Source organism: Sphaerisporangium sp. NPDC004334 (assembly GCF_053602655.1).
This window is the reverse complement of record NZ_JBSGDZ010000037.1, coordinates 1-22,426: the sequence shown is the minus strand read 5'-3', so window position 1 is coordinate 22,426 and position 22,426 is coordinate 1. Positions and strand designations below refer to the sequence as shown.

Sequence of the window (22,426 nt, the reverse complement as noted above, 5' to 3'; positions counted from 1 at the left end):
ATTTGTGTCGCGACAAGGTCACGCCGGAGTCACAAAACCCTGTGGCGGTATCGACTCGCGCCGGGGTGTCAGCGAGTCGTAACGCCGTGTTCGACGCAACGGGCGGACCAGCCCCGAGGCGTCACCTGCACCACCAGCCGGCGTCGGCACGCCGGACAGTAGCGAGGCGGCTCCATGAGCCGTGCGGCCTGACATGCGGAGTGGTCCTCGTCTCCCGCGAGACGTCCGCAATGGTCGCAGTAAGGGCTCACGCCAAGAGCGTATTCCATCGATCCCCGCCAAGGCCGCCAACCGGCGAAGGTGGTGCCAGACCGCGCGAACAGGATGGCGCCGGACAGCACCGTAGGCTTGCCCGCATGACGATCGTTCCAGGGCTGCGCGCCGAGGTGCTCATCATGGTCGAGCGGGGGGACACCGCGATGAAGGTGGGCAGCGGCGATGTGCCGGTGCTGGGCACCCCGCGGCTGCTGGCGCTCGCCGAGGCGGCCACCGTGCGGGCGGTGCGGGACCACCTCGCCCCCGGGCAGACCTCGGTGGGCACCAAGGTCACCCTGGAGCACCGCGCGGCGAGCCCGGTGGGCGCGCACGTGGCGATCTCGGCCGAGCTCGTCCAGGTGGACGGCAGGCGCCTGGTCTTCGAGGTCACCGCCGCCGACCGCGACCGCACGGTGGCCGTCGCCACCATCGAGCGCGTCGTCGTCGACCGCGAGCGCTTCCTCGCCGGCCTCACCCGCTGACGGCGGTCTCACCCGCCGTCGGCGGACGTCACCCGCTCACGGCGGACGTCACCCGCTCACGGCGGTCGTCACCCGCTCACGGCGGTCGTCACTCGATGACGGCGGTCGTCACTCGATGACGGCGATCAGGTCGCCCTCCTGGATGACGTCGCCCTCGGCCACCTTGAGCCGGGTCACGACGCCGGAGTCCTCGGCGAGCACCGGGATCTCCATCTTCATCGACTCCAGGATGACCAGCGTGTCGCCCTCGCTGACCTCGTCGCCCTCGGCGACCACGATCTTCCAGACGTTCGCCACCATCTCGGCGCGTACTTCCGCCATCGGAACTCCCCTCAACCAATGATCGACCGGGTCGGAAGGCCCCGCCCATCGTCGCACTCCCGCGCCCCCCGAGCGAGTACCCCACCCGCCCCCGCCCGACGTCGCCGCCTCGAAGGCGCCGGCCACCGAGCTCAGCGAGCGGTGGGGGTGAGGCGGTCGATGACCCTGGCCATGGACTCCACCACCGCGGGGTCGTACTCGCCGCCGCCGTCGAGCCGGAGCCGTTCCAGGGCGGCCGCCGCCCGGTCGCGGTCGGTGGAGCCGCCCACCAGGTCGTCGTAGGCGTTGGCCGCCTTGATGATGCGGCTGGCGAGCGGCGGGGTCTCCGGCCCTGCGAACGGGTCGCCCTGGCGGCGCACGATGTCCGCGACGCGGTCGAGCACGCCGGTCTTCCTGATGATCTCGGCGCCCAGCTCGGCGATGCTGCGCGCCTGCTCGGGGTCGGTGAGCACGGTCGCCCCGCCCGGAATCGGATCGCGCAGGGACAACTGGCCGATGTCGTGCATGAGCGCGGCGTACTCCAGCTCCAGCAGCTCGGGCTCGGCCATCCCGAGTTCGCGGCCGATCGCCAGGGAGAGCATGCTCACCCGGCGCGAGTGGCCCGGCTCGACGTACCCGCCGACCTCGGTCACCCGGGCGAGCGCGCGCACGGTCTGCAGATAGGTCGCGCGGATTCCCGCGTACTTGCGGAAGGCGACCTGGGTGACCAGCAGCGGCGCCGCGAACACGACGAGCGCCGCGAGGTTCATGCTGTGCGAGGCCAGCGCCAGCAGCGTGCCCGAGGCGGCGACCGCGGCGCCGAGCGGCGCGGCCATGCGCAGCTCGTCCCGGACGGCCACGCGCAGCGCCGTGCGCACCTGCTCGGCCCGCAGCACGGCGGCGATGACCACGTCGGCGGCCAGCATGGCGGTGATGAGCACGGCCATCACGCCGAGCACCACCCACCAGGGGCCGTCGCCGCGGTCGGTCGTCTCGTACAGGACCGCGGCGAGCGGGCGGTAGGCGAAGGCGAGCAGGGCGCCCGACAGCAGCCGGCGGGCGATCGCGTCGAGCCGGGGCGGCCGGCCGACCGCGATGTGCGGGAGCGCGCCGAGCGTCATCCCGGCCGACATGACGGCCACCACCTGCAGCGCGGAGTGGCGCGTCGGCACGCCCCCCACGTCCAGGAGCAAGGTGTACCCCAGGGCCGCCGCGGCGCCGATGGGCGCGACCTCGCGGTTGCCCGGCATGGTGAGCCTGGCCAGTTCGCCGGCGGCGACCAGGGCGCCGAAGGCGATGGCGATGTGCGGGTCGGCCAGCCCGACGGCGGCCGTGTGCGCGATGCCGGCGACGGTGACCATGCCGGCGGCGCAGATCAGCAGGAGCTGGCCGGAGTCGAGCCCGTTGATGGGCCGGGAGGCGACGCTCACCGCTCGGACACCACTTCGATCGGCGTGGTCGGGTCGTCGTGGTCCTTGGCGACGGTCTCGACGTCCTGGCCGGCGGGCGGAGCGGGCATGGCGCCCGGAGCGTCCCAGCCGCGCCGGTCGACGGCCTTGATGAAAGCGATCACCATGACGGGGTCGAACTGCGTCCCCGACCCCTTGCGCAGCTCGGCGAGCGCCTCCTCCAGCGACTTGGCCTTGCGGTAGGCGCGGTCGGAGGTCATGGAGTCGAAGGCGTCCGCCACGGCGATGATGCGGGCGAACTCCGGGATCTCGGCGCCCGCCAGGCCCATCGGGTAGCCCTTGCCGTCCTGCCGCTCGTGGTGGTGCATGATGCCGGCGAACGCCTCGTCCAGGAAGTCGATGCCCCGGACGATCTCCAGCCCGCGCATCGGGTGCAGCTGGATGGCGGCGTACTCCTCCTCGGTCAGCTTGCCGTCCTTCTGCAGGACCTTGGTCGGCACGCCGAGCTTGCCGACGTCGTGCAGCATGCCGGCGTAGCCGATGGCGCGCATGCGCTCGGGGCCCATGCCGATCTCCTGGGCGATCATCGTGGAGGCGCTGGACACCCGGGTGCAGTGGCCGCGGGTGTAGTAGTCCTTGGTCTCGACCGCCTGGCACAGCGCGGCGATCGTCGCGTCGTAGGACCGCTGCTGGGCAAGGTACTGCCCGAACGCCCACCGGGCGATGAACAGCGGCAGCAGCACCAGCACCGCCGAGATCGACTGCACCGTGGCCCACAGGCCCGCGATCAGCAGGCCGAAGGTGGCGTAGCCCAGGTAGGACACCAGGAACTGGGCGACCGAGCGCAGCGGCACCTCCCCGAGGCGCAGTTGCCCGGCCAGCGACAGCATCACGGTGAACAGCACGGCGTTGAGCGGGACGAACACCGCCGCCGCGCCCATGAACGGGACGAGCAGGTCGGTGAACCGGCCCACGCTCGGCACGTCCTGCTGTCCGCCGAGCGACTCGAACACCCACCCCGCGGTGTAGCCGCACAGCGCGAACTGGGCGCCGTTGAACAGCCGCTTGTGCAGGGGGAGCCCCGGCCGGACGCTCAGAACCGCCGTCGCCCCGACCAGGGCCGCGCCTACATCCCCCACCAGCACCACCGCCGCGAGCGCCGCGGAGAAGCTGACGGACATCGCCGCCTGCTCCACGTTGAGCAGCGTCGGCACCGACTCGCACACCAGGAACAGCAACGCGAGGACCAGCAACGTGGGCCACTCGCGCCCAGCCAGGCGCCCCGGGTCGATGAGACCCCGGACGATCAGCGCCGCCGCCACCGCGACGACCGTGACGAGATATGCCTTGGCCGGCCAAGGTAGTTCACGCATTGCGACCGCCTCGGGCCGTCACGAGCACGCGCTCAGGTCCAGGAAATGCCCGTGGGCACGCCGAGGGCGCCCCCCGTGAGAACCACCAGAGCAAGCGCGCCCAGAGCCCATGCCAGGCCGCCGACGCTCACGGCCGCCACCAGGCGTGTGGCCATTGCCTTCACCATGTGCCGCCTCCCCTCGAATCCGGATTCAGGCTACAGAAGCGGAGGTGACGCGCAGGGGAAGTCGAAGAATCGCATCCAAAGCGTAATCAAACCACTACCCGTAGCTAACGAGATCTGGCCCATTCGACGGTGGCCTTCAGGCCGGTGGGCAGGTCGGTGCGGGGATGCCAGCCGAGCCCGTCGATCGCCGGCGCCGGGTCGACGGCCATGGCGGGCAGGTCGCCGAGCCGCGCCGGCTCGGGCCTCGGCTCGTCGGGCGCGCCCGCGGCGGAGGCCACCAGGGAGTGCAGCTCACGGTCGGTGGTCTGCACGCCGGTGCCGAGGTTGAACCTGCGGCCGTCGCCGCGGTCGCCGCACGCCCGGACGAACCCGTCCACGACGTCGTCGACGAAGATGTAGTCGCGCGTCTGGGACCCGTCGCCGTAGACCACCGTCGGCGCGCCGCGCAGCAGCGCGTCGGTGAAGATCGACACCACGCCGGCCTCACCGGCGGGCGACTGGCGGGGGCCGTAGACGTTGGACAACACCAGCGTGGTGTACGACAGGCCGTGCAGCGCCCGGAACATCGACAGGTAGAGCTCGCCGCTCAGCTTGGAGGCGGCGTACGGCGAGCGCGGGTCGGTGGCCGCGTCGCCCGGGACGGGGATCACGGCCGGGCGGCCGTACACGGCGACCGAGGAGGCGTAGAGGACCTTCCTGGCCCCGGCGGCGTGCGCCGACTCCAGCATGTTGACCGTGCCCTCGACGTTGAGCCGGGCGTCGTGCACCGGATCGGCCACGCTGGCGCGCACGCTGATCTGCGCGGCGAGGTGGCAGACCACCTCGGGGCGCCACTCGCCCATCAGCCCCCGCAGGGCCGGATCGCGGACGTCGAGCTCGTGGAACCGGAACCGCCGGTGCTCCCGCGCGCCGGCGAGGTTCGCCAGGTCGCCCGAGGACAGATCGTCGACGACGGCCACCTCGTGGCCGTCCGCGAGCAGGCGGTCGACGAGGGTCGAGCCGATGAAGCCGGCACCGCCGGTTACGAGAAGCCGCATCCCGGTATCTTAGGCGATCTCCTCACACCGGCCTGGGCGCCGGACCCGTGTCCCGGAAGGCCGGAACCCCCGCGGACCGGGCCGCCCGCCGGCCCAGGCCCCGCGCCCGGCGCGAGGCAGGCCCCTCGCCCGGCGCGACCGCGTGGTCGCCGCGGTCGTCCGCGCCGGGCGGAGCGTGCTCGGCGGGCGTGGCCGTTCAGTCGGCGGCGAGCTCGGAGCGCACCGCCTGGATGCGCTTGAGCACCTTGGACCGCAGGTCCTCGGGGACGGGGTCGCAGCCGCAGTGCTTGGCGACCAGTTGCTTGACGACCTGCTCCAGGCCGTACTCCTCAAGGCAGGGGCCGCACTCGTCGAGGTGCTGCCTGATGTCCGACCGCCGGCTCTCGTCCAGCTCGCCGTCAAGGAAGGTGTACACCTTGTCCAGCACTTCCTTGCAGTCGGTGTCGTGCGGGTTGCCACAGCTCATGACCGACACCCCGCCGACGCGCCGTCGCCGTCTCCGCGGCCGCCCTTCCTCGATGATCGGCCGGTGTCACCCAACTGCATCACGACGGGTCCTCCGATCGCACAAGCCCGCGTTCGCGCGCGTAATCCTCGAGTTGCGTCCGCAGCTGGCGCCGCCCGCGGTGCAGGCGGGACATCACGGTCCCGATGGGAGTGCCCATGATGTCGGCGATCTCCTTGTACGGGAAACCCTCGACATCGGCCAGGTAGACCGCCATCCGGAAATCCTCGGGGAGGGCGGCGAGCGCCTGCTTGACATCGCTGTCAGGAAGGTGCTCCAGCGCCTCGACCTCGGCGGACTTCAGGCCGCCCGACGTGTGCGACTCAGCGCGCGCGAGCTGCCAGTCCTCGATCTCCTCGGTGCCGGCCTGCTTGGGCTCCCGCTGCTTCTTGCGGTAGCTGTTGATGAAGGTGTTGGTCAGGATGCGGTAGAGCCAGGCCTTGAGGTTGGTGCCTTCCTGGAACTGGTGGAAGGACCCGAAGGCCTTGGCGAAGGTGTCCTGAAGCAGGTCCTCCGCGTCCGCGGGATTCCTGGTCATCCGGAGCGCCGCGCTGTAGAGCTGGTCGAGGTACGGCATGGCGTCACGCTCGAACCGCTCGCTGCGCTGCTCCAGAGTCTCCTCGGCTGTCTTGGAGACCGGACCCACCCCCTTATACGCGCCGTACACAGCCGAGAATACCGGCTTGCGCACGATCGACCGATCGCCGACCTCGGCCATCAGCATGGGACGGAACCTCCTCGCGTGTTTACACGCGTCTGCAACACGCGAGGCATAGCATCTGTTCCCGGTAAGTAGAAGGTGACGAACGACCCGGTACGGGGAAAAAGATACGTACCGGCTGGTAGCGATTCCCCGGAGCCCCGACCGTCCAGGAGCCATTGTGCTGCCCATCCCAGCCAACGAACTGAACGGCTCAGGCGCACTCGGGCCGTACTGGACCTTCTACCACGCCGTCGTCGCCGAGCAGCTCAAACGGTGGCTTCCCGACCGGCCGGGCCTGGTGCTCGACCTGTCCGGCGGCCGCGGGCGCTGGCCCGTCCAGGCGGCGGGCGCGGGACACCACGTCATCGAGGTCGTCGACTTCCGCCGTCCCTCCGCCCCCGGCCTGCGCGACGCCTCCAACCTCATCCGCCGGGTGCGCGCCGACGACCTGTCGTTCCTGCCCGACGCCTCGGTCGACGCGGTGATCGCCGAGGAGCGCGCCCTGTCGCTGGAGCTGATGGCCGAGTCCACGATCGAGGACGTCGTGCGCGTGCTCAGGCCCGGCGGCCGGGTGCTGGCGTGCGTCGACTCGCTGGTGCTCGGCATGGCGATCATGGCCGAGCAGAACTACTGGGCCCACCTGTGCCAGACCGGCACGGGCGAGGTGATGCTCGTGCCGTGGCCGGACGGCAGCATCACCCGCTGCTTCAGCAGCGTCCAGCTACGTGAGCTGCTGACCGACGCCGGCCTGGAGGTGGAGTGGATCCGGCCGCGCACGGTGCTGTCACCCTCCACCGTCGACCACGTGCTGGCCGCCGACACGCGCGCGCTCAACTGGCTCGTCCGCACCGAGCTGGAGGCCCACCCCGACGACGACGACACCGTGGGGATCCACCTGGTGGCGAGCGCCCGCAGGCCGCGCTAGCCGTTCTGTCTCTTGAGGTCGGAGTACGCGGCAAGGTCCAGCCCTGGGCGGCCGGCCGGTGTCGGCTCAGCGGCGGCGTTCGCGTTCGGACTGGCACCTCACGCAACGGGCCGCCTCGGGCCGGGCGGCGAGCCGGCCCTCCGGCACGGGCTTGTCGCAGTCGACGCACCTGCCGTAGACGCCGGCGTCCAGCCGTTCGAGGGCGTCCACCACGGCCGTGCGGTGGCGCGTCGCGACATCGATCATGGCCTGGGCCCGGTCGGCGCCGGTGAGGTCGGACCCGGCGTCGGCCGCCGACCTGTCCGCCACGGCGACGGGGTCACCGCGCAGCACCATGATGGACCGGTCGAGTTCGGCCAGCATGTTCTCCAGTTGGGCACGAGCGGTCGCGTCGTCCACGAGTCCGCACCTCCGGGAAGGAAACGGGGTGAAGCCTGGGACGGGACCCCCCGGACATCCCGCCTGGCCGTCGTTCACACCTCTGAGCGGTGACCCTCTGCCAGGACTTCGTTCCGGCACGTCATCGCCTTCCTCACCGGATGCCCGTTCCGCCGGGGTCTTACACCGCCCGGGGCTCAGAACAACGCGGTTTCGGAACTCTCCGGCTCCATGAGGTGCGGGCCGTTATTGCGGACGCTGTTGACCTCACTGGACACCGGGTAGGCGGCGAGCCCGCTCGGCGGGGCGTCCTTCAACAGGCCCACCACCTCCGCCGGGTCGGTGCGCCCGGGGTCGAGCCAGTCGGCCCACATGTCGCGCTTGATGATCACGGGCATGCGGTCGTGGATGTGCCCCAGGTGGTCCTCGGCCGTCGTGGTGATCACCGTGCAGGTGGTGAGCCACTTCAGTGGGTCGTCCTCGGCGCGGGTCGGGTCCTTCCAGAACTCGTACAACCCCGCCATGGCCATCACGCCGCCGTCCTCGGGGTGGATGAAGTAGGGCTGCTTGGTCTTCTTGTCGGTCCGGTGCCACTCGTAGTAGCCGTCGGCCGGGATCAGGCAGCGGCGCTTGGCGAAGGCCCTGCGGAAGGACGGCTTCTCGGTGAGCGTCTCGACCCGGGCGTTGATCATGCGGGAGCCGATGGAAGGATCTTTGGCCCAGCTCGGCACCAGCCCCCACTTGACCACCTCCAGCCGCCGGACCGGCTCCACCGGTCCGTCGCCGGCGTCCGCCGCGCGCTTCTCGCCGCCCGCGTCGCCGCCCCCCGCGCCCTCGCCCTTGCCCGGGGGCCGTTCCATCACGGCGTAGACCTTCTTGGTGGGGGCGACGTTGTAGTCGGGTTTCAGCTCATCGGACGCCCCGTCCTCCGCGACGGTGAACTCCTCGAGCAACTCCTGGCGCTTGCGCGCCGACGCGTATCTCCCGCACATGCCCCATAGACTGCCGCACTCGCGCGCCTCGCGCGTCCCCTCACGCACGAACGGCCCTGCGCGGGCGAGGCCGGCGTCACCCCTCGCGAGGGGCGGCTCCCGGTAGGCTCAGGGCTATGTCAGCTCCCCTGTGGCGCGCGCCCGTGGCCCACGGGCCGGTGGACGCGACCGTCCAGCTGCCCGGGTCCAAGTCGGTGACCAACCGCGCCCTGCTCCTCGCCGCCCTGGCCGACGGCCCCGGCACGGTCCGGTGCGCGTTGCGCAGCCGCGACGCCGACCTCATGGTCGCCGCGCTCCGCTCGCTCGGAGCCGGGCTGACCTCCTCGGAGGAGACCGCCTTCGGCGCCGACTGGCACGTCGAGCCCGGCCCCGTGCGCGGCGGCGCGTCGATCGACGTGGGGCTCGCCGGCACCGTGATGCGCTTCGTCCCCCCGATGGCGGCGCTGGCCGACGGCGAGGTCGCCTTCGACGGCGATCCGCACGCCCGCACGCGGCCGATGGGCCCGATCCTCGCCGCGCTGCGAACCCTCGGCGCCGAGGTCGCGGGCGACGCCCTCCCCTTCACGATCAGGGGGCCGCTCACCGGCGGCGAGGTGACGCTGGACGCCTCGGCCTCCTCCCAGCTCGTCTCAGGGCTGCTGCTGACCGCTCCCCGCTTGGAGAAGGGCGTCACCGTGCGCCACAACGGCCCTCCGGTGCCGTCGATGCCGCACATCGAGATGACCGTGCAGATGCTCCGGGCGGCCGGGGTCGGCGTGGACGACACCGAGCCGGACGTCTGGCGGGTCGAGCCCGGCCCGATCGCCGCCCGCGACCTCACCGTCGAGCCGGACCTGTCCAACGCCGCCCCCTTCCTGGCCGCCGCCCTGATCACCGGCGGCTCGGTCACGATCCCCGGCTGGCCGTCCGAGACCACCCAGGGCGGTGACGCGCTGCGCACACTGCTGGCCGGCATGGGCGCCACCGTCACCCGCGTCGGTGACGGGCTGCGGGTCACCGGCTCCGGGCGCATCGGCGGCATCGACGCCGACCTGCACGACGTCGGCGAGCTGACCCCGACGCTCGCCGCGCTGGCCGCGCTCGCCGACGCGCCCAGCACGTTGCGCGGGGTCGCCCACCTGAGGGGCCACGAGACCGACCGGCTCGCCGCGCTCGCCGCCGAGATCAACGGCCTGGGCGGCGACGTCACCGAGACCGCCGACGGCCTGGCGATCAGCCCGCGCCCGCTCCACGGCGGCGTGTTCCGCTCCTACGCCGACCACCGCATGGCGACTGCCGGCGCGGTCATCGGCCTGGCCGTGCCCGGGGTCGAGGTAGAGGACATCGCTACCACCGCCAAGACCCTCCCCGAGTTCGCCCGCATGTGGGCCCTGATGCTGGAGGAAGCCCGCTGAGGAAACGGGAGTACGACGAGGACGACGTACGGGTCCGGCCGGGCAAGGGGTCCCGGCCGAGGACCAGGCGCCGTCCCGCCCACGAGGACGCCGTGCCCGGGTTCGTCGTGGCCGTCGACCGGGGGCGCTACTCCTGCCTGGTCGGAGGCGGCGTCACCGAGACCGGCGTCGACGGCCGCGGCAGGCGGGACGATCCGCCGCGCCCCGTGACGGCGATGCGGGCCCGCGAGCTCGGCCGCAAGGGCATCGTGGTGGGCGACCTGGTCAGCCTGGTCGGTGACACCTCCGGCCGGCCCGACACCCTGGCGCGCATCGTCCGGGTCGAGCCGCGCACGTCAATGCTGCGGCGCAGCGCCGACGACACCGACGAGGTCGAGCGCCCCATCGTCGCCAACGCCGACCAGTTGGTGATCGTCACGGCGCTGGCCGACCCGCCGCCCCGCCCCCGCATGATCGACCGCCTGCTGGTGGCCGCGTTCGACGCCGACATCGAGCCGCTGCTCTGCCTCACCAAGGCCGACCTGGCCGCGCCCGACGACCTCGTCGCCCGCTACGAGCCGCTCGGCGTCCCCTATCTGGTGGTGCGCAAGGGCGGCGACCTCGACCCCGTGCGCGAGAGGCTGGACCACCGGCTGAGCGTCCTGGTCGGGCACTCGGGGGTCGGCAAGTCCACCCTGGTCAACGGCCTGGTGCCGGACGCCGGGCGGGCCGTCTCGCACGTCAACGCGGTCACGGGCCGCGGGCGCCACACCTCCAGCTCCGCGGTCGCCCTCGAGCTGCCCGGCGGAGGGTGGATCATCGACACCCCCGGGGTGCGCAGCTTCGGCCTCGGCCACGTGGTGGTCGACAACGTGCTCGCGGCCTTCCCCGCCCTGGCCGAGGGCACCGTGCACTGCCCGAAGGGATGCACCCACCGCGGCGAGGAGTGCTCGCTGGACGCGTGGGTGGCCGAGGGGCACGCCGACCCGATGAGCCTGGCGTCCCTGCGCCGCCTGCTCGCCAGCCGCGACGGCGAACCCGACGACGACTGAGGCGGCACCCTCGGCGTTTCCTCCGGCTTCACCGGAGACGTGGAGAACGCGACCTATCACCATGCTTCAGGGGCTACGCGAGCTACGCGGCGGATCGCCATGTTCAACGGAGACGCGGATTACGCGGCGTATCGCCACGCTTCGTGGACGACGCGCCGTGCGGGATGAGGTGACCCAGCATGACGGAGTTGCGACGCTTCGAAGCCGGACAGGACTGCTGAAACGGGCGGCGGCACGATAGCGTTTGTCCCTGTGACGGGTTATAGCGACGACCTGCGACTGGCCCACATGATGGCCGACAGCGCCGACGACCTGACCATGCGCCGGTTCCGGGCCGTCGACCTGCGGGTCGACACCAAACCCGACCTCACCCCGGTGAGCGACGCCGACCGCGCCGTCGAGGAGGCCATCCGCGGCACGCTGCGGCGAGCCCGCCCGCGCGACGCCGTCGTCGGCGAGGAGATGGGCAAGACGAGCGGGTACGGCTCCCGCTGCTGGATCATCGACCCGATCGACGGCACGAAGAACTACGTGCGCGGCGTCCCCGTATGGGCCACCTTGATCGCCCTCATGGAGCACGGGCGCGTCGTGGTCGGCGTGGTCTCGGCCCCGGCCCTCGGCCGCCGCTGGTGGGCGGCGCGCGACGGCGGCGCGTGGACCGGGCGCAGCCTGACCAAGGCGTCCCGCTGCCAGGTCTCCTCGGTGAGCCGCCTGCACGACGCGTCGTTCTCCTACTCCAGCTTCGGCGGCTGGGAGGATCGCGGACGCCTTCAGGAGTTCCTCGGCCTGGCCAGGGCCGTGTGGCGCACCCGCGCCTACGGCGACTTCTGGTCGCACATGATGGTCGCCGAGGGCGCGGTCGACATCTCGGCCGAACCCGAGCTGTCCGCCTGGGACATGGCGGCGCTCACCGTGATCGTCGAAGAGGCGGGCGGCGTGTGGACCGACCTGTCCGGCGCGCCGGACGTCGAGGGCGGCAGCATGGTGTGCGCGAACCCCATGCTGCATCCCGAGGTCCTCAAGCGCCTCGGCGACTGACGGCCGGAGCGCGCGTCAGCGCCTGCGCCACCCGCCGGCCGGTACCAGGCGGCCGGTACCAGGCGGCCGGTACCAGGCGGCCGGTACCAGGCGGTCTTGCCGGGTGCGGGTCAGCGCCGCGCCGCCCGCCGGTGAACGCCGGTCAGGGCTCGTCGGGGGGTCGTGAGATGACCCGGTCGTCGAGGTAGCAATCACAGTTTCCGCATCCTGGGAGCATCGCCCCTCCTCCTCGCCGTCGTCCCCCCGACGCTACGGCACATCCCCGCGAACGTTACTGTCCGTGCGGGAACAGTCGCGTATCGGCGACCGTCCAATGGCGGGCGGCATGCTCAGTCGACCTGCGGGGACGGGTGCTCCTTGAGGTGCTTCACCAGCCCCTCCGAGGCGGCTTCGACCATGGTGAGCACGTCGAGGAAGCCTTCGGCGCCGCCGTAGTAGGGGTCGGGCACCTCGGCCCCCTCGGGCGCGGCCGGGTCGAAGGAGCGGAACAGCCGGACCTCGGCCCCGGGGGGCGCGAGCCGGCGCAGCGCCCTGAGGTTGTCGGCGTCCATGACCAGCACCAGGTCGCGTTCGGCGAACCACCGCGCCTCGAACTGCCGAGCCCGGTGGCCGGACCCGTCGTAGCCGTGGGAGGACAGCGTCGACAGCGCGCGCTCGTCCATGGGCATGCCCGCGTGCCACCCGCCGGTGCCGGCGCTGTCGACGGTCACCTGATCGTCGAGCCCGTGGTCCGCCAGCACCCGCCGCAGGACGGTCTCGGCCATCGGCGAGCGGCAGATGTTCCCCATGCACACCAGGCATACGCGCGTCATGAACGCCATGATGGGCCATGAACGCCCATGGTCGCGCCGGCGGCGCCGCGAACACCACGCGCAGGTAGACCATCATGCCGCCAACACCATGGGCGGGTAGAGCGTCATGGAACGTTCACCACGATAGTGACCCGGCCCGTTCATTCTTCGTTCACCTTGAACCGGGAATCAAGTCATCTTCGCTGCCTACCGTCCTACCCGTTAAGAGAACAACGTGGAAGGACAACAGACGTGAAGTATGCAGGCCGGCTCGCCGTAGCCGCCATCGCCGGCGTGCTTTCGCTCGCTGCGTGCGGCACCGACAACAACGGCGGTGGCACCGACGCCGCTTCGGCTCCCGCGAGCAACGCGGGCGGCGGCGCCCTCAGCGGCACCATCAACGCGGCCGGTTCCTCGGCTCAGGCCAACGCCATCGCCGAGTGGAAGAAGTCGTTCCAGTCGTCGAACCCCGGCGTGAGCATCAACTACCAGCCCAGCGGCTCGGGCGCGGGCGTGCAGGCCTTCATCCAGGGCACCGTCGCGTTCGCCGGCTCCGACTCGGCGCTCAAGGACGACAAGGGCGAGCCGGCGCAGGCCGACGCGCGCTGCAAGACCGGCAAGGCGATCAACCTGCCGATGGTGATCGGCCCGGTCGCGGTCGTCTACAACCTGCCCGGCGTGGACAACCTGCAGCTGTCCCCGGCGACGATCGGCGGCATCTTCAACAGCCAGATCACCAAGTGGGACGACGCGGCGATCAAGAAGGACAACCCCGACGCCAAGCTGCCGTCCACCGCGATCCAGGCGGTCCACCGCTCGGACGAGTCCGGCACCAGCGACAACTTCACCAAGTTCCTGAAGGCCACCGCCGAATGGCCCTACGAGCCCGCCAAGGCGTGGCCCGCGGAGGCCAAGGGCACCGGCGCCAAGGGGTCGGACGGCATCGCCCAGACCGTCAAGGGCACCGAGGGCACGATCAGCTACGTCGAGCTCTCCTACGCCGAGAACTCCAGCCTGACCAAGGCGAAGGTCTCCAACGGCTCCGGCGAGTTCGTGGAGCTCACCCCCGAGAGCGCCGCCAAGACGGTCGAGGCCGCCGAGATCAAGGGCACCGGCAACGACCTGAAGCTCTCGATCGACTACGCCACCAAGACCGCGGGCGCCTACCCGATCGTCCTGGTGACCTACGAGATCACCTGTGAGAAGGGCCTGTCGGCCGACGACTCCAAGCTCGTCAAGACCTTCCTCACCTACACCGCGAGCGACGAGGGCCAGCAGGCCCTGACGAGCCTGGGCTACGCGCCGCTGCCGGCCAGCCTGGTCGCCAAGGTTCGCACGGCCGTCGAGGCGATCGCCTAACTCGATGGCCACGCCACTCCGTACACGCGAGGGCGGGCCGGCCACTGGCCGGTCCGCCTTCCGGCGCAGTCGCGGCGAAGGCCCCTTCCGGTTCGCGACGACCGGCGCCGGCATCCTCCTGCTCGCCATCATGGCGGCCATCGCGATCTTCCTGATCGTGAAGGCCGTTCCGGCCCTCCAGGCCAACACCGCGAACTTCCTCACCGAGAAGAACTGGACGCCGAACGCGACCCAGCCGGCCTTCGGCATCGCGGCGCTGGCGTTCGGCACCATGATCAGCTCCTTCCTCGCGCTGATCATGGCGGTGCCCGTCGCCATCGGCGTGGCGCTGTTCATCTCGCACTACGCGCCGCGCCGCCTCGCCGGGGTCCTCGGTTACGTCATCGACCTGCTGGCGGCCGTCCCCAGCGTCATCTACGGCCTGTGGGGCGTGCTGTTCCTGGTCCCGCTGGTCAAGGGCCCCTACACCTTCCTCAACACCTACCTCGGCTGGATCCCGCTGTTCGGGGGTGACGGCGTCTACGGCAAGTCGATCATGACGGCCGCGCTCGTGCTGGCGATCATGATTCTGCCGATCATCGCCGCCATCTCCCGTGAGGTGTTCCTCCAGGCCCCCACGATGCTGGAGGAGGCGTCGCTGGCCCTGGGCGCCACCCGGTGGGAGATGATCAGGATGTCGGTGCTGCCGTTCGGGCGTCCCGGCGTCATCAGCGCCGCGATGCTCGGCCTCGGACGGGCGATGGGCGAGACCATCGCGGTCGCGCTGATCTTCCCCGCCACCTTCGACATCACGTTAAAGGTGCTGTCCAACAGCGGCAACAGCATCGCCGCGAACATCGCCAACGGATTCGGCGAGGCGACCCCGATCGGGCAGGGCGCGCTGATCGCCTCAGGTCTGGTCCTGTTCGTGATCACCCTGGTGGTCAACATGGCCGCGCGCCTGATAATCGCCCGCCGCAAGGAGTACTCGAGGGCAGCCGCATGACCATGTCGCCCAGTGTCATCACCCCCGTCTCCGTCAGCCGGCGGGTGAAGAACCGCGTCGTGCAGGGGCTGGTCTGGCTGGCCTTCGCCATCGCGGTCGTCCCGCTGGTGTCGGTGCTCTGGCTGGTGATCAAGAACGGGCTCGCCCGGTTCGACGTCGAGTTCCTGACCCACTCGATGCGCAACATCGGCCCGCGCGACGCGGGCGGCGGCGCCTACCACGCCATTCTCGGCACGCTGGAGCAGGTCGGGGTCGCCACGCTGATCTCTGTGCCGATCGGCCTGCTGACCTCGATCTACCTGGTGGAGTACGGCCGGGGCCGTCGCCTCGCCCGCTCCATCAGCTTCTTCGTCGACGTGATGACCGGCATCCCCTCCGTGGTGGCCGGTCTGTTCATTTTGGCGTTCTGGGTGCTGATCCTCGGGCTCGGCTACTCCGGCTTCGCCGGGGCGCTCGCCCTGTCCATCCTGATGATGCCGACCGTGGTGCGGTCCAGCGAAGAGATGCTGCGCCTGGTCCCCAACGAGCTGCGCGAGGCGTCGTACGCGCTGGGCGTGCCCAAGTGGAAGACGATCGTGCGCATCGTGCTCCCGACCGCGTTCACCGGCATCATCACCGGCATCATGCTGGCCATCGCCCGCGTCGCGGGCGAGACGGCGCCGCTGCTGCTGACGGTGTTCATCACCGACTCCATCAACCCGGACCCGTTCCACGGGCCCCAGATGGGCCTCCCGCTCTACATCTTCGACCAGATGAGCCGCCCGAACGACACCGCGATCGACAGGGCATGGGCCGGAGCCTTCACCCTCATCCTGTTCGTCATGCTGCTCAACCTGGTGGCGCGCCTCATCTCGTGGTGGCGCTCTCCCGCCAAGGGCCGATAAGGGGTTTTCGACAATGGCCAAGCAGATCGAGGTGTCCGACCTCGACGCGTACTACGGATCGCACAAGGCGATCGAAGGCATCACCATGACGATCGAGCCCCGCTCGGTCACCGCCTTCATCGGCCCGTCCGGCTGTGGCAAGTCGACCTTCCTGCGCACGCTCAACCGCATGCACGAGGTCATCCCGGGCGCCCGCGTCGAAGGCAAGATCATGCTGGAGGACCAGGACCTCTACGGGACCGAGGTCGACCCCGTCTCGGTGCGCCGGACGGTCGGCATGGTCTTCCAGCGGCCGAACCCGTTCCCGACGATGTCCATCTTCGACAACGTCGCCGCCGGCCTGCGCCTCAACGGCCGGGTGTCCCGTTCCGAGACCGAGGGCATCGTGGAGACCTCGCTCAAGGACGCGAACCTGTGGAACGAGGTCAAGGACCGGCTCAACAAGCCCGGCTCCGGCCTGTCCGGCGGTCAGCAGCAGCGTCTGTGCATCGCCAGGGCCATCGCCGTCAGCCCCGCCGTCCTACTCATGGACGAGCCCTGTTCGGCGCTGGACCCCATCTCGACGCTGGCCATCGAAGACCTGATCTCCAAGCTGAAGAACGACTACACCATCGTGATCGTCACCCACAACATGCAGCAGGCGGCGCGGGTCAGCGACAAGACGGCGTTCTTCAACCTGGCCGGCCAGGGCCAGCCCGGCAAGCTCGTCGAGATGGACGAGACCTCGAAGATCTTCACCAACCCCACCCAGAAGGCGACCGAGGACTACATCACCGGGCGCTTCGGATGACCCGCTCGTAAAGGAGATGGTGTGAGCCAGCCGCAGGCGGCACCTGTAGTGGACGGGGACACTCGGCCGGCGCCCATGCTGCTGGTTGCCGATCCCGACGCCGACGTGGTGCGGGAACTGGCGTCGGCGCTCGAGCGCGAGGGCATCCTCGTGGCGGGCGTCCTGGACGGGGCGCAGGCCCTGCTCCAAGCGGGCGCCCTCCGGCCGGACGTGGTGCTCGTGAGCGCCACGCTGCCGGTCATCGGGCCGGTCGACTTCGTCCGGGCGGTCCGGCTCGCCCGGGCCGTGCCGGTGCTGCTCGGCGTGGGCGAGGGGCACGCCGAGCAGGCCGTCCAGGCCCTCGCCGCGGGCGCCACCGCGTGCGTCGCACGGCCCTACCGCGTGCCCGAGCTGCTGCCGCTGGTCCAGGCGGCCTTCCCCGGGGACGTCGCGGGGCGCGGAGTGCTCACCGTGGGAGGCGTCGAGCTCGACGTCGGCGCCTACCAGGTGCGCGTGGCCGGGTCGCCCGTCCACCTGCCACTGCGCGAGTTCGAGCTGCTGCACTACCTGATGCGCAACGCCGACCGCACGGTGACGCGCGAGCAGATCATGCGCCACGTCTGGCACGCCGCGGACAACATGTCGACCAACACCATCGCGGTGCACGTCAAACGCCTGCGCGCCCGTCTCGGCGACGAGGACGACCAGCTGATACAGACGGTACGCGGGGTCGGCTACCGCCTGGTGACACCCGCCTGACCGCCAGGCGACGATCGCCCGGCCGATCCTCCCGGCCGGGCACCGGCGGCGCCGGCCAGGGAGCGAACGACCCGCCGCCGGTCTGCCGACACCAGGCCGGCGGCCTCGGACGCCTCAAGGCAGTAGCGGTCTGGCCGGCCCTCAGGAGCCGGTGACGACCGCCCGGTCGGCGGTCCGGTCGGCGGCGTGGTCGGCGGCGATGCGGGAGATGACCTCATCGTCGCAGTTCTCCCAGAACGCACCAACGACGTCCTCCAGATGGGCGAGCGACTCCGCGCGGAACAACACGTCCTGGTACTTGGTGATGTCGTAGGCGGTGGTGCCCATCGCGGCGATGTCGAGCGGCCGGATGTCCATGCCGCGGAACTCCTCGATCTCGCCGTAGGAGGACAGGATCCCGGCGCCGTACGCGCGGTCTTCCCCGTTCTCCGCGAGCACGCCGAACTCCATCGTGAACCAGAACACCTTGGAGACGAACTCCAGCGCCTCCTGCGTCTCGACCCTGCGGGCGGCCGCGCCGGCGAGCCGGTAGAGGCCGGCGAACCGGTCGGACGCCAGCGCGTTGGCGTGCCCGATCACCTCGTGGATCACGTCCGGCTCGGGAGTGTAGAACGGCACCGAGTGGTGGCGGATGTACTGCGTCGAGTGGAACAGGCCATCGGCCAGCACGCCGTAGAAGTCGCGGAGCGGCACCAGGCCCGCGGCCGGGAGATACCGGAAGCCGGTGAGCGGCGCGAGGAGGTCGCCCACTTCCTGGAGCTGCGGGATGCGGTCGGTGGGAAGCCCGAGCCGCTCGAACCCCCGCAGGTACTCCGTGGCGGCGTACGCACGGTGCTTGACCGCGAGTTCCCGCGCGACCAAGGCCCAGACCTCGTGCTCCCGCTCGGTGTACTCCACCACGGGAACCGGCCGTCCGGCCACGTGGTTCAGCGCGAGGGCGGCGATGGCGTTGCGGCGCTCACGGTAGGCGGGATCCGCGACCCCGGGGTGGCTCGCCGCCAGCTCGACGACGACGGACCCGTCCTCCCGCGTGGCCACCGGGGCGAAGTATTGGGCTTCTTCGAACATGACAGAAATATCGGCAATCGGGGGTTTCGCTGGCAAGAGCGGCCACTCGAGATGGTCATTCCCACCAGAACAGCCCCCTCAGACCTCCCCGACACTGGTCGATCCGCCCACCCTTCCTCCGCACCCCCTTATCCACCCCTCACAAGCCAGTGGCACCCTCCACCCCGACCGCTACCACCACCACCGCCGGGTACCGCCACCGCCGGGTACCGCCACCGCCACCGCCCCAGGGGTACCGCCACACCACCCATGGGTACAGCCGCCACCGCCACCGCCGTCGCCACCCACGAGTACCGCCACCGCAACCACCCACGGGTACCGCCGCGGCCGCAACCACCCACGAGTACCGCCGCGGCCGCAACCACCCACGAGTACTGCCGCCACCACCACCGCAACCACCACGGCTACCCCCACCGCAACCACCCACGGGTACCGCCGCCAACGCCACCGCCGTCTCCACCACGGGTACCGCCGCCCACGGATCGGCCATCGGGGTGGGCAGCCATGGCTGGACCAGCCGCCTGCATGCCGGGAGGGCTCGTTCTGATCCCGCTGTCCCCGTCCTGGCTCGATGGGTTACCTGGTCCTTGGACGTGGCGTGGTCCTTGGTCCTGACGAGGCCGTACCCTCGGGCCATGCCTACGGCTCATGGTCCCGTCGATCCTCTGGACGCCCGGCTGCTCACCACCATGCGGGCGCATCCGCGCATCGGCCTGACCGAGTTGGCGCGCCTGCTGGGAGTCGCCCGAGGCACCGTTCAGGCCCGCGTCGACAAGCTTCTCGCCCGCGGCGTCATCGGCGACTTCGGCCCGACGGTCGTCCCCGCCGAGATGGGCTATCCGATCCTCGCCTTCGTGTCCCTGCAGATCTCCCAGGGCAGGCTGGCGGAGGCTGTGGAGGCGCTGGGAGCCGTCCCGGAGATCCTGGAGGTATATGGCACCAGCGGCCAGGCCGACCTGCTCTGCCGCGTGGTGGCGCGTTCCACCGTCCAGCTTCAGGAGATCATCGCGCGCGTCCTGGCCTCCCCGGCCGTCCAGCGCACCGACACCACCATCGCCCTCTCGACACAGGTGCCCTACCGCGTCGAACCCCTCCTGAGAGCCGCAACCCGCCCCGACCCCGAATGACGGCGCCGTCCACCACTGACAGAGATGATGGAGCTGAGCACCTCCCGGCCGGCCTGACGCAGCCACTGTCACAGACCACAACGTACGCAGAACCGAACCCGCGGAACCGGGCCCTGAGCAGGACCGGGGAGCCGAGCAGGACCGACCCCTGAGCAGAACCAGGGAGCCGAGCAGGACCGGCCCCTGAGCAGAACCAGGGAGCCGAGCAGAACGGGACCCGGTCGCGTATCAGGTCGAGAGCCTGGGCTCAGCCCTCCTGGGAGTCGCATCTCTCCCTGTCCAGGCAGACCCGGTTCGCAAGAGCCTGGAGGAAGATCTGCTGCGCTTGGTCGAACGACTTGGCGACCATGGCGGCGCCGTTCGTCACGCGGGCGATCTGCTTGAGTTCCGCCGCGTCGGCGTCCTCGCCGTAACCGATCAACGTGATCGTGACGGGCCGGCCGGGATCGAATTCCTTCTGCAGCGTGGCCAGCAACTCGTTGAGCTTGATGCCGTGACGGTCGTCGTCCCGTCCGTCGGTGAACACGATGACCGAGCTGAGCATGTTCTTGACCTGGCGCGCCGAGGCGGAGCGGAAGGCCGCCAGCACCGCGTCGTACAGGCCGGTGTCGCCCCGGATGTGGTCGGGCAGTTTGCGCAGAGCCCGTTCCACCTCGGGCCCACGTTGCTGCAGCGGACCGACCGGCACCAGTTCCTTGTAGTCCTTGTCGCCGTCCAGGCCGGTCGCGAAGATCCACAAGCCGATGTCGCCGCCCTGCGGCAGTGCGCGGACCCCCGCCGCGGCGACGTCCGCGAGGGCGCGCACCCGCGTGGCCCCCATCCCCGGGACCTGTTTCCCCATCGAACGGCTGACGTCCAGCAGCAGCAGATTGCGGGTGTCGGCGAGAAGCAGCCTCATCGACAGCAGCGACCGCAGCCGCGTCATGGCGACCGGAGCCGCGATCTCCTCCGGAGGTTCGACGCGCACGCCATGCCGCTCGTCCATGGCGGCCCCGGCCCTGCCGGACGAATCACGGAACCCCGACGCCTGCAGCAACGCGCGGCCGGTGCCGGACAGCACGATCCCGCGGAACTCCTCGGCGGCCCGCATCTTGACGGCGTCCTTGGTCATCGGGACGTAGGGATAGTCCAGGGCCAGCGTTCCCTCCTCCGGATAGAGCCCCACCACCAGACCGTCCATCCGCGCGCCGTTGTGCCGCCAGATGGCCTGCTCGCTGTCCACGATGATCGGATCGGTGCCCTTCGCGGGCCGCTCGACGAGGTCGAACAGCGCCTCCCGGGAGGGAAGGACCGACCGCTTCAGGTTCGTCGTCATGCCCTGCACGATCTTCAGCGCGGTGGGCCGGTCCGCCACGGCCGTGTTCAACGCGTCCAGCGCGACCAGCCCTGAGGCGAACCTGTTCGGAGCGGGCAGGGTCGTGGACGCCTTCGGCAGCCTCTTCTTGGTCGACGACGTGGGCACCAGCAACATCCACGAAGCCCGCACGTGCGCCAGCTCCCCGACCGCCAGCCCGGCCTCGGCGTCCGCTTCACTCACTCCGACACCGTCGCCCGCTTCGTCACGGTCACCGGGATCGTCGGCGTCGGCCCCGTCCGAGCCGCCTGAGGCAGCCTTCCTGTCGTCAGCCGGCCTGTCGTGGCCGGACCCCTTCTTGGCGTGCTCGTTTCCGGCGACGAGCTTGACGGCGGTCCTCTCCGTCACACCCATGATCACCGGCGAGCGCGCGATCGACGTCCCTGGGGAGAACAGCTCGCGATCGGCGCCCTGGACCTTCGCCAGGTCCACCCACACCGAATCGTCGGGCACCCACACGTCCAGGAGATCCTTGCGAAGCGCCAACTCGTCGGCCACATCGGCAGGACTTCCGGTGAGCACCGTCACCGAGGCACAACCGCCGTCTTTCGCGTACCTTTCGGCCACCTGCTGGAGCGCCGGCCCCATCTCCGGTGCGGCCATCACCCGCAACTGCGGATGCTCGGCGCACGCCGAACGACTCACCAGCGCATACGCCCCGCCCACCAATGACGCCAGCAGGACGACGCCCAGCGAGAGCGCGACGACCGCCCGCCTGCGGACCGTGGCCAGCGGGCCGGACGTCCTCGCCGCTTCCAGCAAGCCCGCGAACCGGTCGCGCCAGGACGGCGCATCCTGGCTCCACGCGTCACCGTCGAGGGGATCGGGATTACGATGCCTGCCTGTCACGACGTCACGCCCTTAACGCCAACAAAGGACACTCAACGAAGATCTCCCCCAGGTACGGGGAAGCGTAGCGTGTCCCCTGGTCGGCGAACCCCACTCCGATCGGCCACCTGAATAACGGATTGACTCCGATTGTCAGACCCTCGGACGCACGGCCCACCACCGCGACCACCACTCCGGTACGTCCCTGGATACCGCCCCCGCGAACGGCAGAACGCGGCGGCCCGCCAAGGCGGTGAGAACGTGGTCCAACCCGGCCGTGCTGCGAGCGAACCAGCCGAGACCGAACCCGAAAACGAGGCCGACCCACTCCCACCGACTCGGTCCCCCCAACGGCTGCGCCCGCTCTCCTGGTCCTGGGTCCTGGGTCCTGGGTCTTGGGCGGCCCGCGGGATGGGGATGCCGAGGCGGGCGCCAGGTGTCCGTAACAGCCGGCCGGGGGTCGGTGGCGGAATCACCCCTGAAATGCAGGTAGGCCATCCACACCGTGGATGG

General features: G+C 70.7%; 23 protein-coding genes. 11 read left to right on the top strand and 12 right to left on the bottom strand.

Features of this window, described 5'->3' with window-relative positions:
- Positions 1–68 precede the first annotated feature (68 nt).
- On the bottom strand, positions 69–269 hold the full coding sequence (bsaP, locus tag ACWEN6_RS35390) for a biotin synthase auxiliary protein BsaP (protein ID WP_452576387.1): 201 nt from the start codon (positions 267–269) through the stop codon (positions 69–71).
- Between the two features lie 87 nt (positions 270–356).
- Between bsaP and ACWEN6_RS35385 the strand changes: the two genes are divergently transcribed.
- Complete coding sequence (locus ACWEN6_RS35385) at positions 357–737, top strand: thioesterase family protein (RefSeq protein ID WP_354852956.1); 381 nt, start codon at positions 357–359, stop codon at positions 735–737.
- Positions 738–845: 108 nt separating this feature from the next.
- Here the strand turns inward: ACWEN6_RS35385 and ACWEN6_RS35380 are convergent, their stop codons facing one another.
- The 6 genes from ACWEN6_RS35380 to ACWEN6_RS35355 form a co-directional block, all read right to left on the bottom strand.
- The gene (locus tag ACWEN6_RS35380; RefSeq protein WP_452576386.1) at positions 846–1,058 is read right to left on the bottom strand and encodes a biotin/lipoyl-binding carrier protein; all 213 of its coding nucleotides are present in this window, start codon (positions 1,056–1,058) and stop codon (positions 846–848) included.
- A 131-nt stretch (positions 1,059–1,189) separates the two neighbouring features.
- Positions 1,190–2,467 (bottom strand): HD-GYP domain-containing protein, encoded by a 1,278-nt coding sequence (locus ACWEN6_RS35375; protein WP_452576385.1) that lies wholly within the window; start codon positions 2,465–2,467, stop codon positions 1,190–1,192.
- Positions 2,464–3,819, bottom strand: a complete 1,356-nt coding sequence (locus ACWEN6_RS35370) for an HD-GYP domain-containing protein (protein WP_452576384.1) — start codon at positions 3,817–3,819, stop codon at positions 2,464–2,466. Before ACWEN6_RS35370 ends, ACWEN6_RS35375 begins: the two co-directional genes overlap by 4 nt.
- Positions 3,820–4,090: 271 nt before the next feature.
- Positions 4,091–5,023: an NAD-dependent epimerase/dehydratase family protein gene (locus ACWEN6_RS35365; RefSeq protein ID WP_354930590.1), complete on the bottom strand. Its 933-nt coding sequence runs from the start codon at positions 5,021–5,023 to the stop codon at positions 4,091–4,093.
- 196 nt (positions 5,024–5,219) lie between these two features.
- Positions 5,220–5,489 carry a mycothiol system anti-sigma-R factor gene (gene rsrA / locus ACWEN6_RS35360; protein ID WP_354852965.1) on the bottom strand — a complete coding sequence of 90 codons (270 nt, stop codon included), beginning with the start codon at positions 5,487–5,489 and terminating at the stop codon, positions 5,220–5,222.
- A 79-nt stretch (positions 5,490–5,568) separates the two neighbouring features.
- Positions 5,569–6,105 carry a sigma-70 family RNA polymerase sigma factor gene (locus ACWEN6_RS35355; protein ID WP_380831281.1) on the bottom strand — a complete coding sequence of 179 codons (537 nt, stop codon included), beginning with the start codon at positions 6,103–6,105 and terminating at the stop codon, positions 5,569–5,571.
- Between the two features lie 304 nt (positions 6,106–6,409).
- Between ACWEN6_RS35355 and ACWEN6_RS35350 the strand changes: the two genes are divergently transcribed.
- Positions 6,410–7,156, top strand: a complete 747-nt coding sequence (locus tag ACWEN6_RS35350) for a methyltransferase domain-containing protein (RefSeq protein ID WP_452576383.1) — start codon at positions 6,410–6,412, stop codon at positions 7,154–7,156.
- A 66-nt stretch (positions 7,157–7,222) separates the two neighbouring features.
- Here the strand turns inward: ACWEN6_RS35350 and ACWEN6_RS35345 are convergent, their stop codons facing one another.
- Positions 7,223–7,555 (bottom strand): TraR/DksA family transcriptional regulator, encoded by a 333-nt coding sequence (locus tag ACWEN6_RS35345; RefSeq protein ID WP_452576382.1) that lies wholly within the window; start codon positions 7,553–7,555, stop codon positions 7,223–7,225.
- A 176-nt stretch (positions 7,556–7,731) separates the two neighbouring features.
- A complete protein-coding gene (locus tag ACWEN6_RS35340) occupies positions 7,732–8,526 on the bottom strand; it encodes an SOS response-associated peptidase (protein WP_452576381.1) in 795 nt (264 codons plus the stop codon).
- 116 nt (positions 8,527–8,642) lie between these two features.
- Between ACWEN6_RS35340 and aroA the strand changes: the two genes are divergently transcribed.
- From aroA to hisN, 3 genes are all read left to right on the top strand, one after another.
- Positions 8,643–9,920 carry a 3-phosphoshikimate 1-carboxyvinyltransferase gene (gene aroA / locus ACWEN6_RS35335; RefSeq protein ID WP_452576380.1) on the top strand — a complete coding sequence of 426 codons (1,278 nt, stop codon included), beginning with the start codon at positions 8,643–8,645 and terminating at the stop codon, positions 9,918–9,920.
- A complete protein-coding gene (rsgA, locus tag ACWEN6_RS35330) occupies positions 9,917–10,951 on the top strand; it encodes a ribosome small subunit-dependent GTPase A (protein ID WP_452576424.1) in 1,035 nt (344 codons plus the stop codon). Before aroA ends, rsgA begins: the two co-directional genes overlap by 4 nt.
- Before the next feature lie 252 nt (positions 10,952–11,203).
- On the top strand, positions 11,204–11,989 hold the full coding sequence (gene hisN, locus ACWEN6_RS35325; protein WP_354852975.1) for a histidinol-phosphatase: 786 nt from the start codon (positions 11,204–11,206) through the stop codon (positions 11,987–11,989).
- A gap of 329 nt (positions 11,990–12,318) precedes the next feature.
- Here hisN and ACWEN6_RS35320 read toward each other — a convergent pair whose 3' ends face one another.
- Positions 12,319–12,801 carry a low molecular weight protein-tyrosine-phosphatase gene (locus ACWEN6_RS35320; protein ID WP_452576379.1) on the bottom strand — a complete coding sequence of 161 codons (483 nt, stop codon included), beginning with the start codon at positions 12,799–12,801 and terminating at the stop codon, positions 12,319–12,321.
- Positions 12,802–13,032: 231 nt separating this feature from the next.
- Between ACWEN6_RS35320 and pstS the strand changes: the two genes are divergently transcribed.
- Genes pstS through ACWEN6_RS35295 form a run of 5 tightly spaced genes read left to right on the top strand, consistent with a single transcriptional unit; the run spans position 13,033 to position 17,536 of the window.
- Positions 13,033–14,139: a phosphate ABC transporter substrate-binding protein PstS gene (gene pstS / locus ACWEN6_RS35315; protein WP_452576378.1), complete on the top strand. Its 1,107-nt coding sequence runs from the start codon at positions 13,033–13,035 to the stop codon at positions 14,137–14,139.
- A gap of 4 nt (positions 14,140–14,143) precedes the next feature.
- Positions 14,144–15,124: a phosphate ABC transporter permease subunit PstC gene (pstC, locus tag ACWEN6_RS35310; protein WP_452576377.1), complete on the top strand. Its 981-nt coding sequence runs from the start codon at positions 14,144–14,146 to the stop codon at positions 15,122–15,124.
- Positions 15,121–16,008: a phosphate ABC transporter permease PstA gene (gene pstA / locus ACWEN6_RS35305; protein WP_452576376.1), complete on the top strand. Its 888-nt coding sequence runs from the start codon at positions 15,121–15,123 to the stop codon at positions 16,006–16,008. Before pstC ends, pstA begins: the two co-directional genes overlap by 4 nt.
- Positions 16,009–16,021: 13 nt before the next feature.
- A complete protein-coding gene (pstB, locus tag ACWEN6_RS35300) occupies positions 16,022–16,798 on the top strand; it encodes a phosphate ABC transporter ATP-binding protein PstB (RefSeq protein WP_354852983.1) in 777 nt (258 codons plus the stop codon).
- Positions 16,799–16,819: 21 nt separating this feature from the next.
- The gene (locus ACWEN6_RS35295; protein WP_452576375.1) at positions 16,820–17,536 is read left to right on the top strand and encodes a response regulator transcription factor; all 717 of its coding nucleotides are present in this window, start codon (positions 16,820–16,822) and stop codon (positions 17,534–17,536) included.
- Positions 17,537–17,677: 141 nt separating this feature from the next.
- Here the strand turns inward: ACWEN6_RS35295 and ACWEN6_RS35290 are convergent, their stop codons facing one another.
- Positions 17,678–18,604, bottom strand: coding sequence for a phenylalanine 4-monooxygenase (locus ACWEN6_RS35290; protein ID WP_452576374.1), 927 nt, complete (start codon positions 18,602–18,604; stop codon positions 17,678–17,680).
- Positions 18,605–19,239: 635 nt separating this feature from the next.
- Between ACWEN6_RS35290 and ACWEN6_RS35285 the strand changes: the two genes are divergently transcribed.
- Positions 19,240–19,731 carry an Lrp/AsnC family transcriptional regulator gene (locus ACWEN6_RS35285; RefSeq protein ID WP_354852989.1) on the top strand — a complete coding sequence of 164 codons (492 nt, stop codon included), beginning with the start codon at positions 19,240–19,242 and terminating at the stop codon, positions 19,729–19,731.
- Positions 19,732–19,978: 247 nt separating this feature from the next.
- Here ACWEN6_RS35285 and ACWEN6_RS35280 read toward each other — a convergent pair whose 3' ends face one another.
- Entirely contained in the window at positions 19,979–21,934 is a 1,956-nt protein-coding gene (locus ACWEN6_RS35280; RefSeq protein ID WP_452576373.1) for a substrate-binding domain-containing protein, read from the bottom strand.
- Between the last annotated feature and the right edge of the window lie 492 nt (positions 21,935–22,426).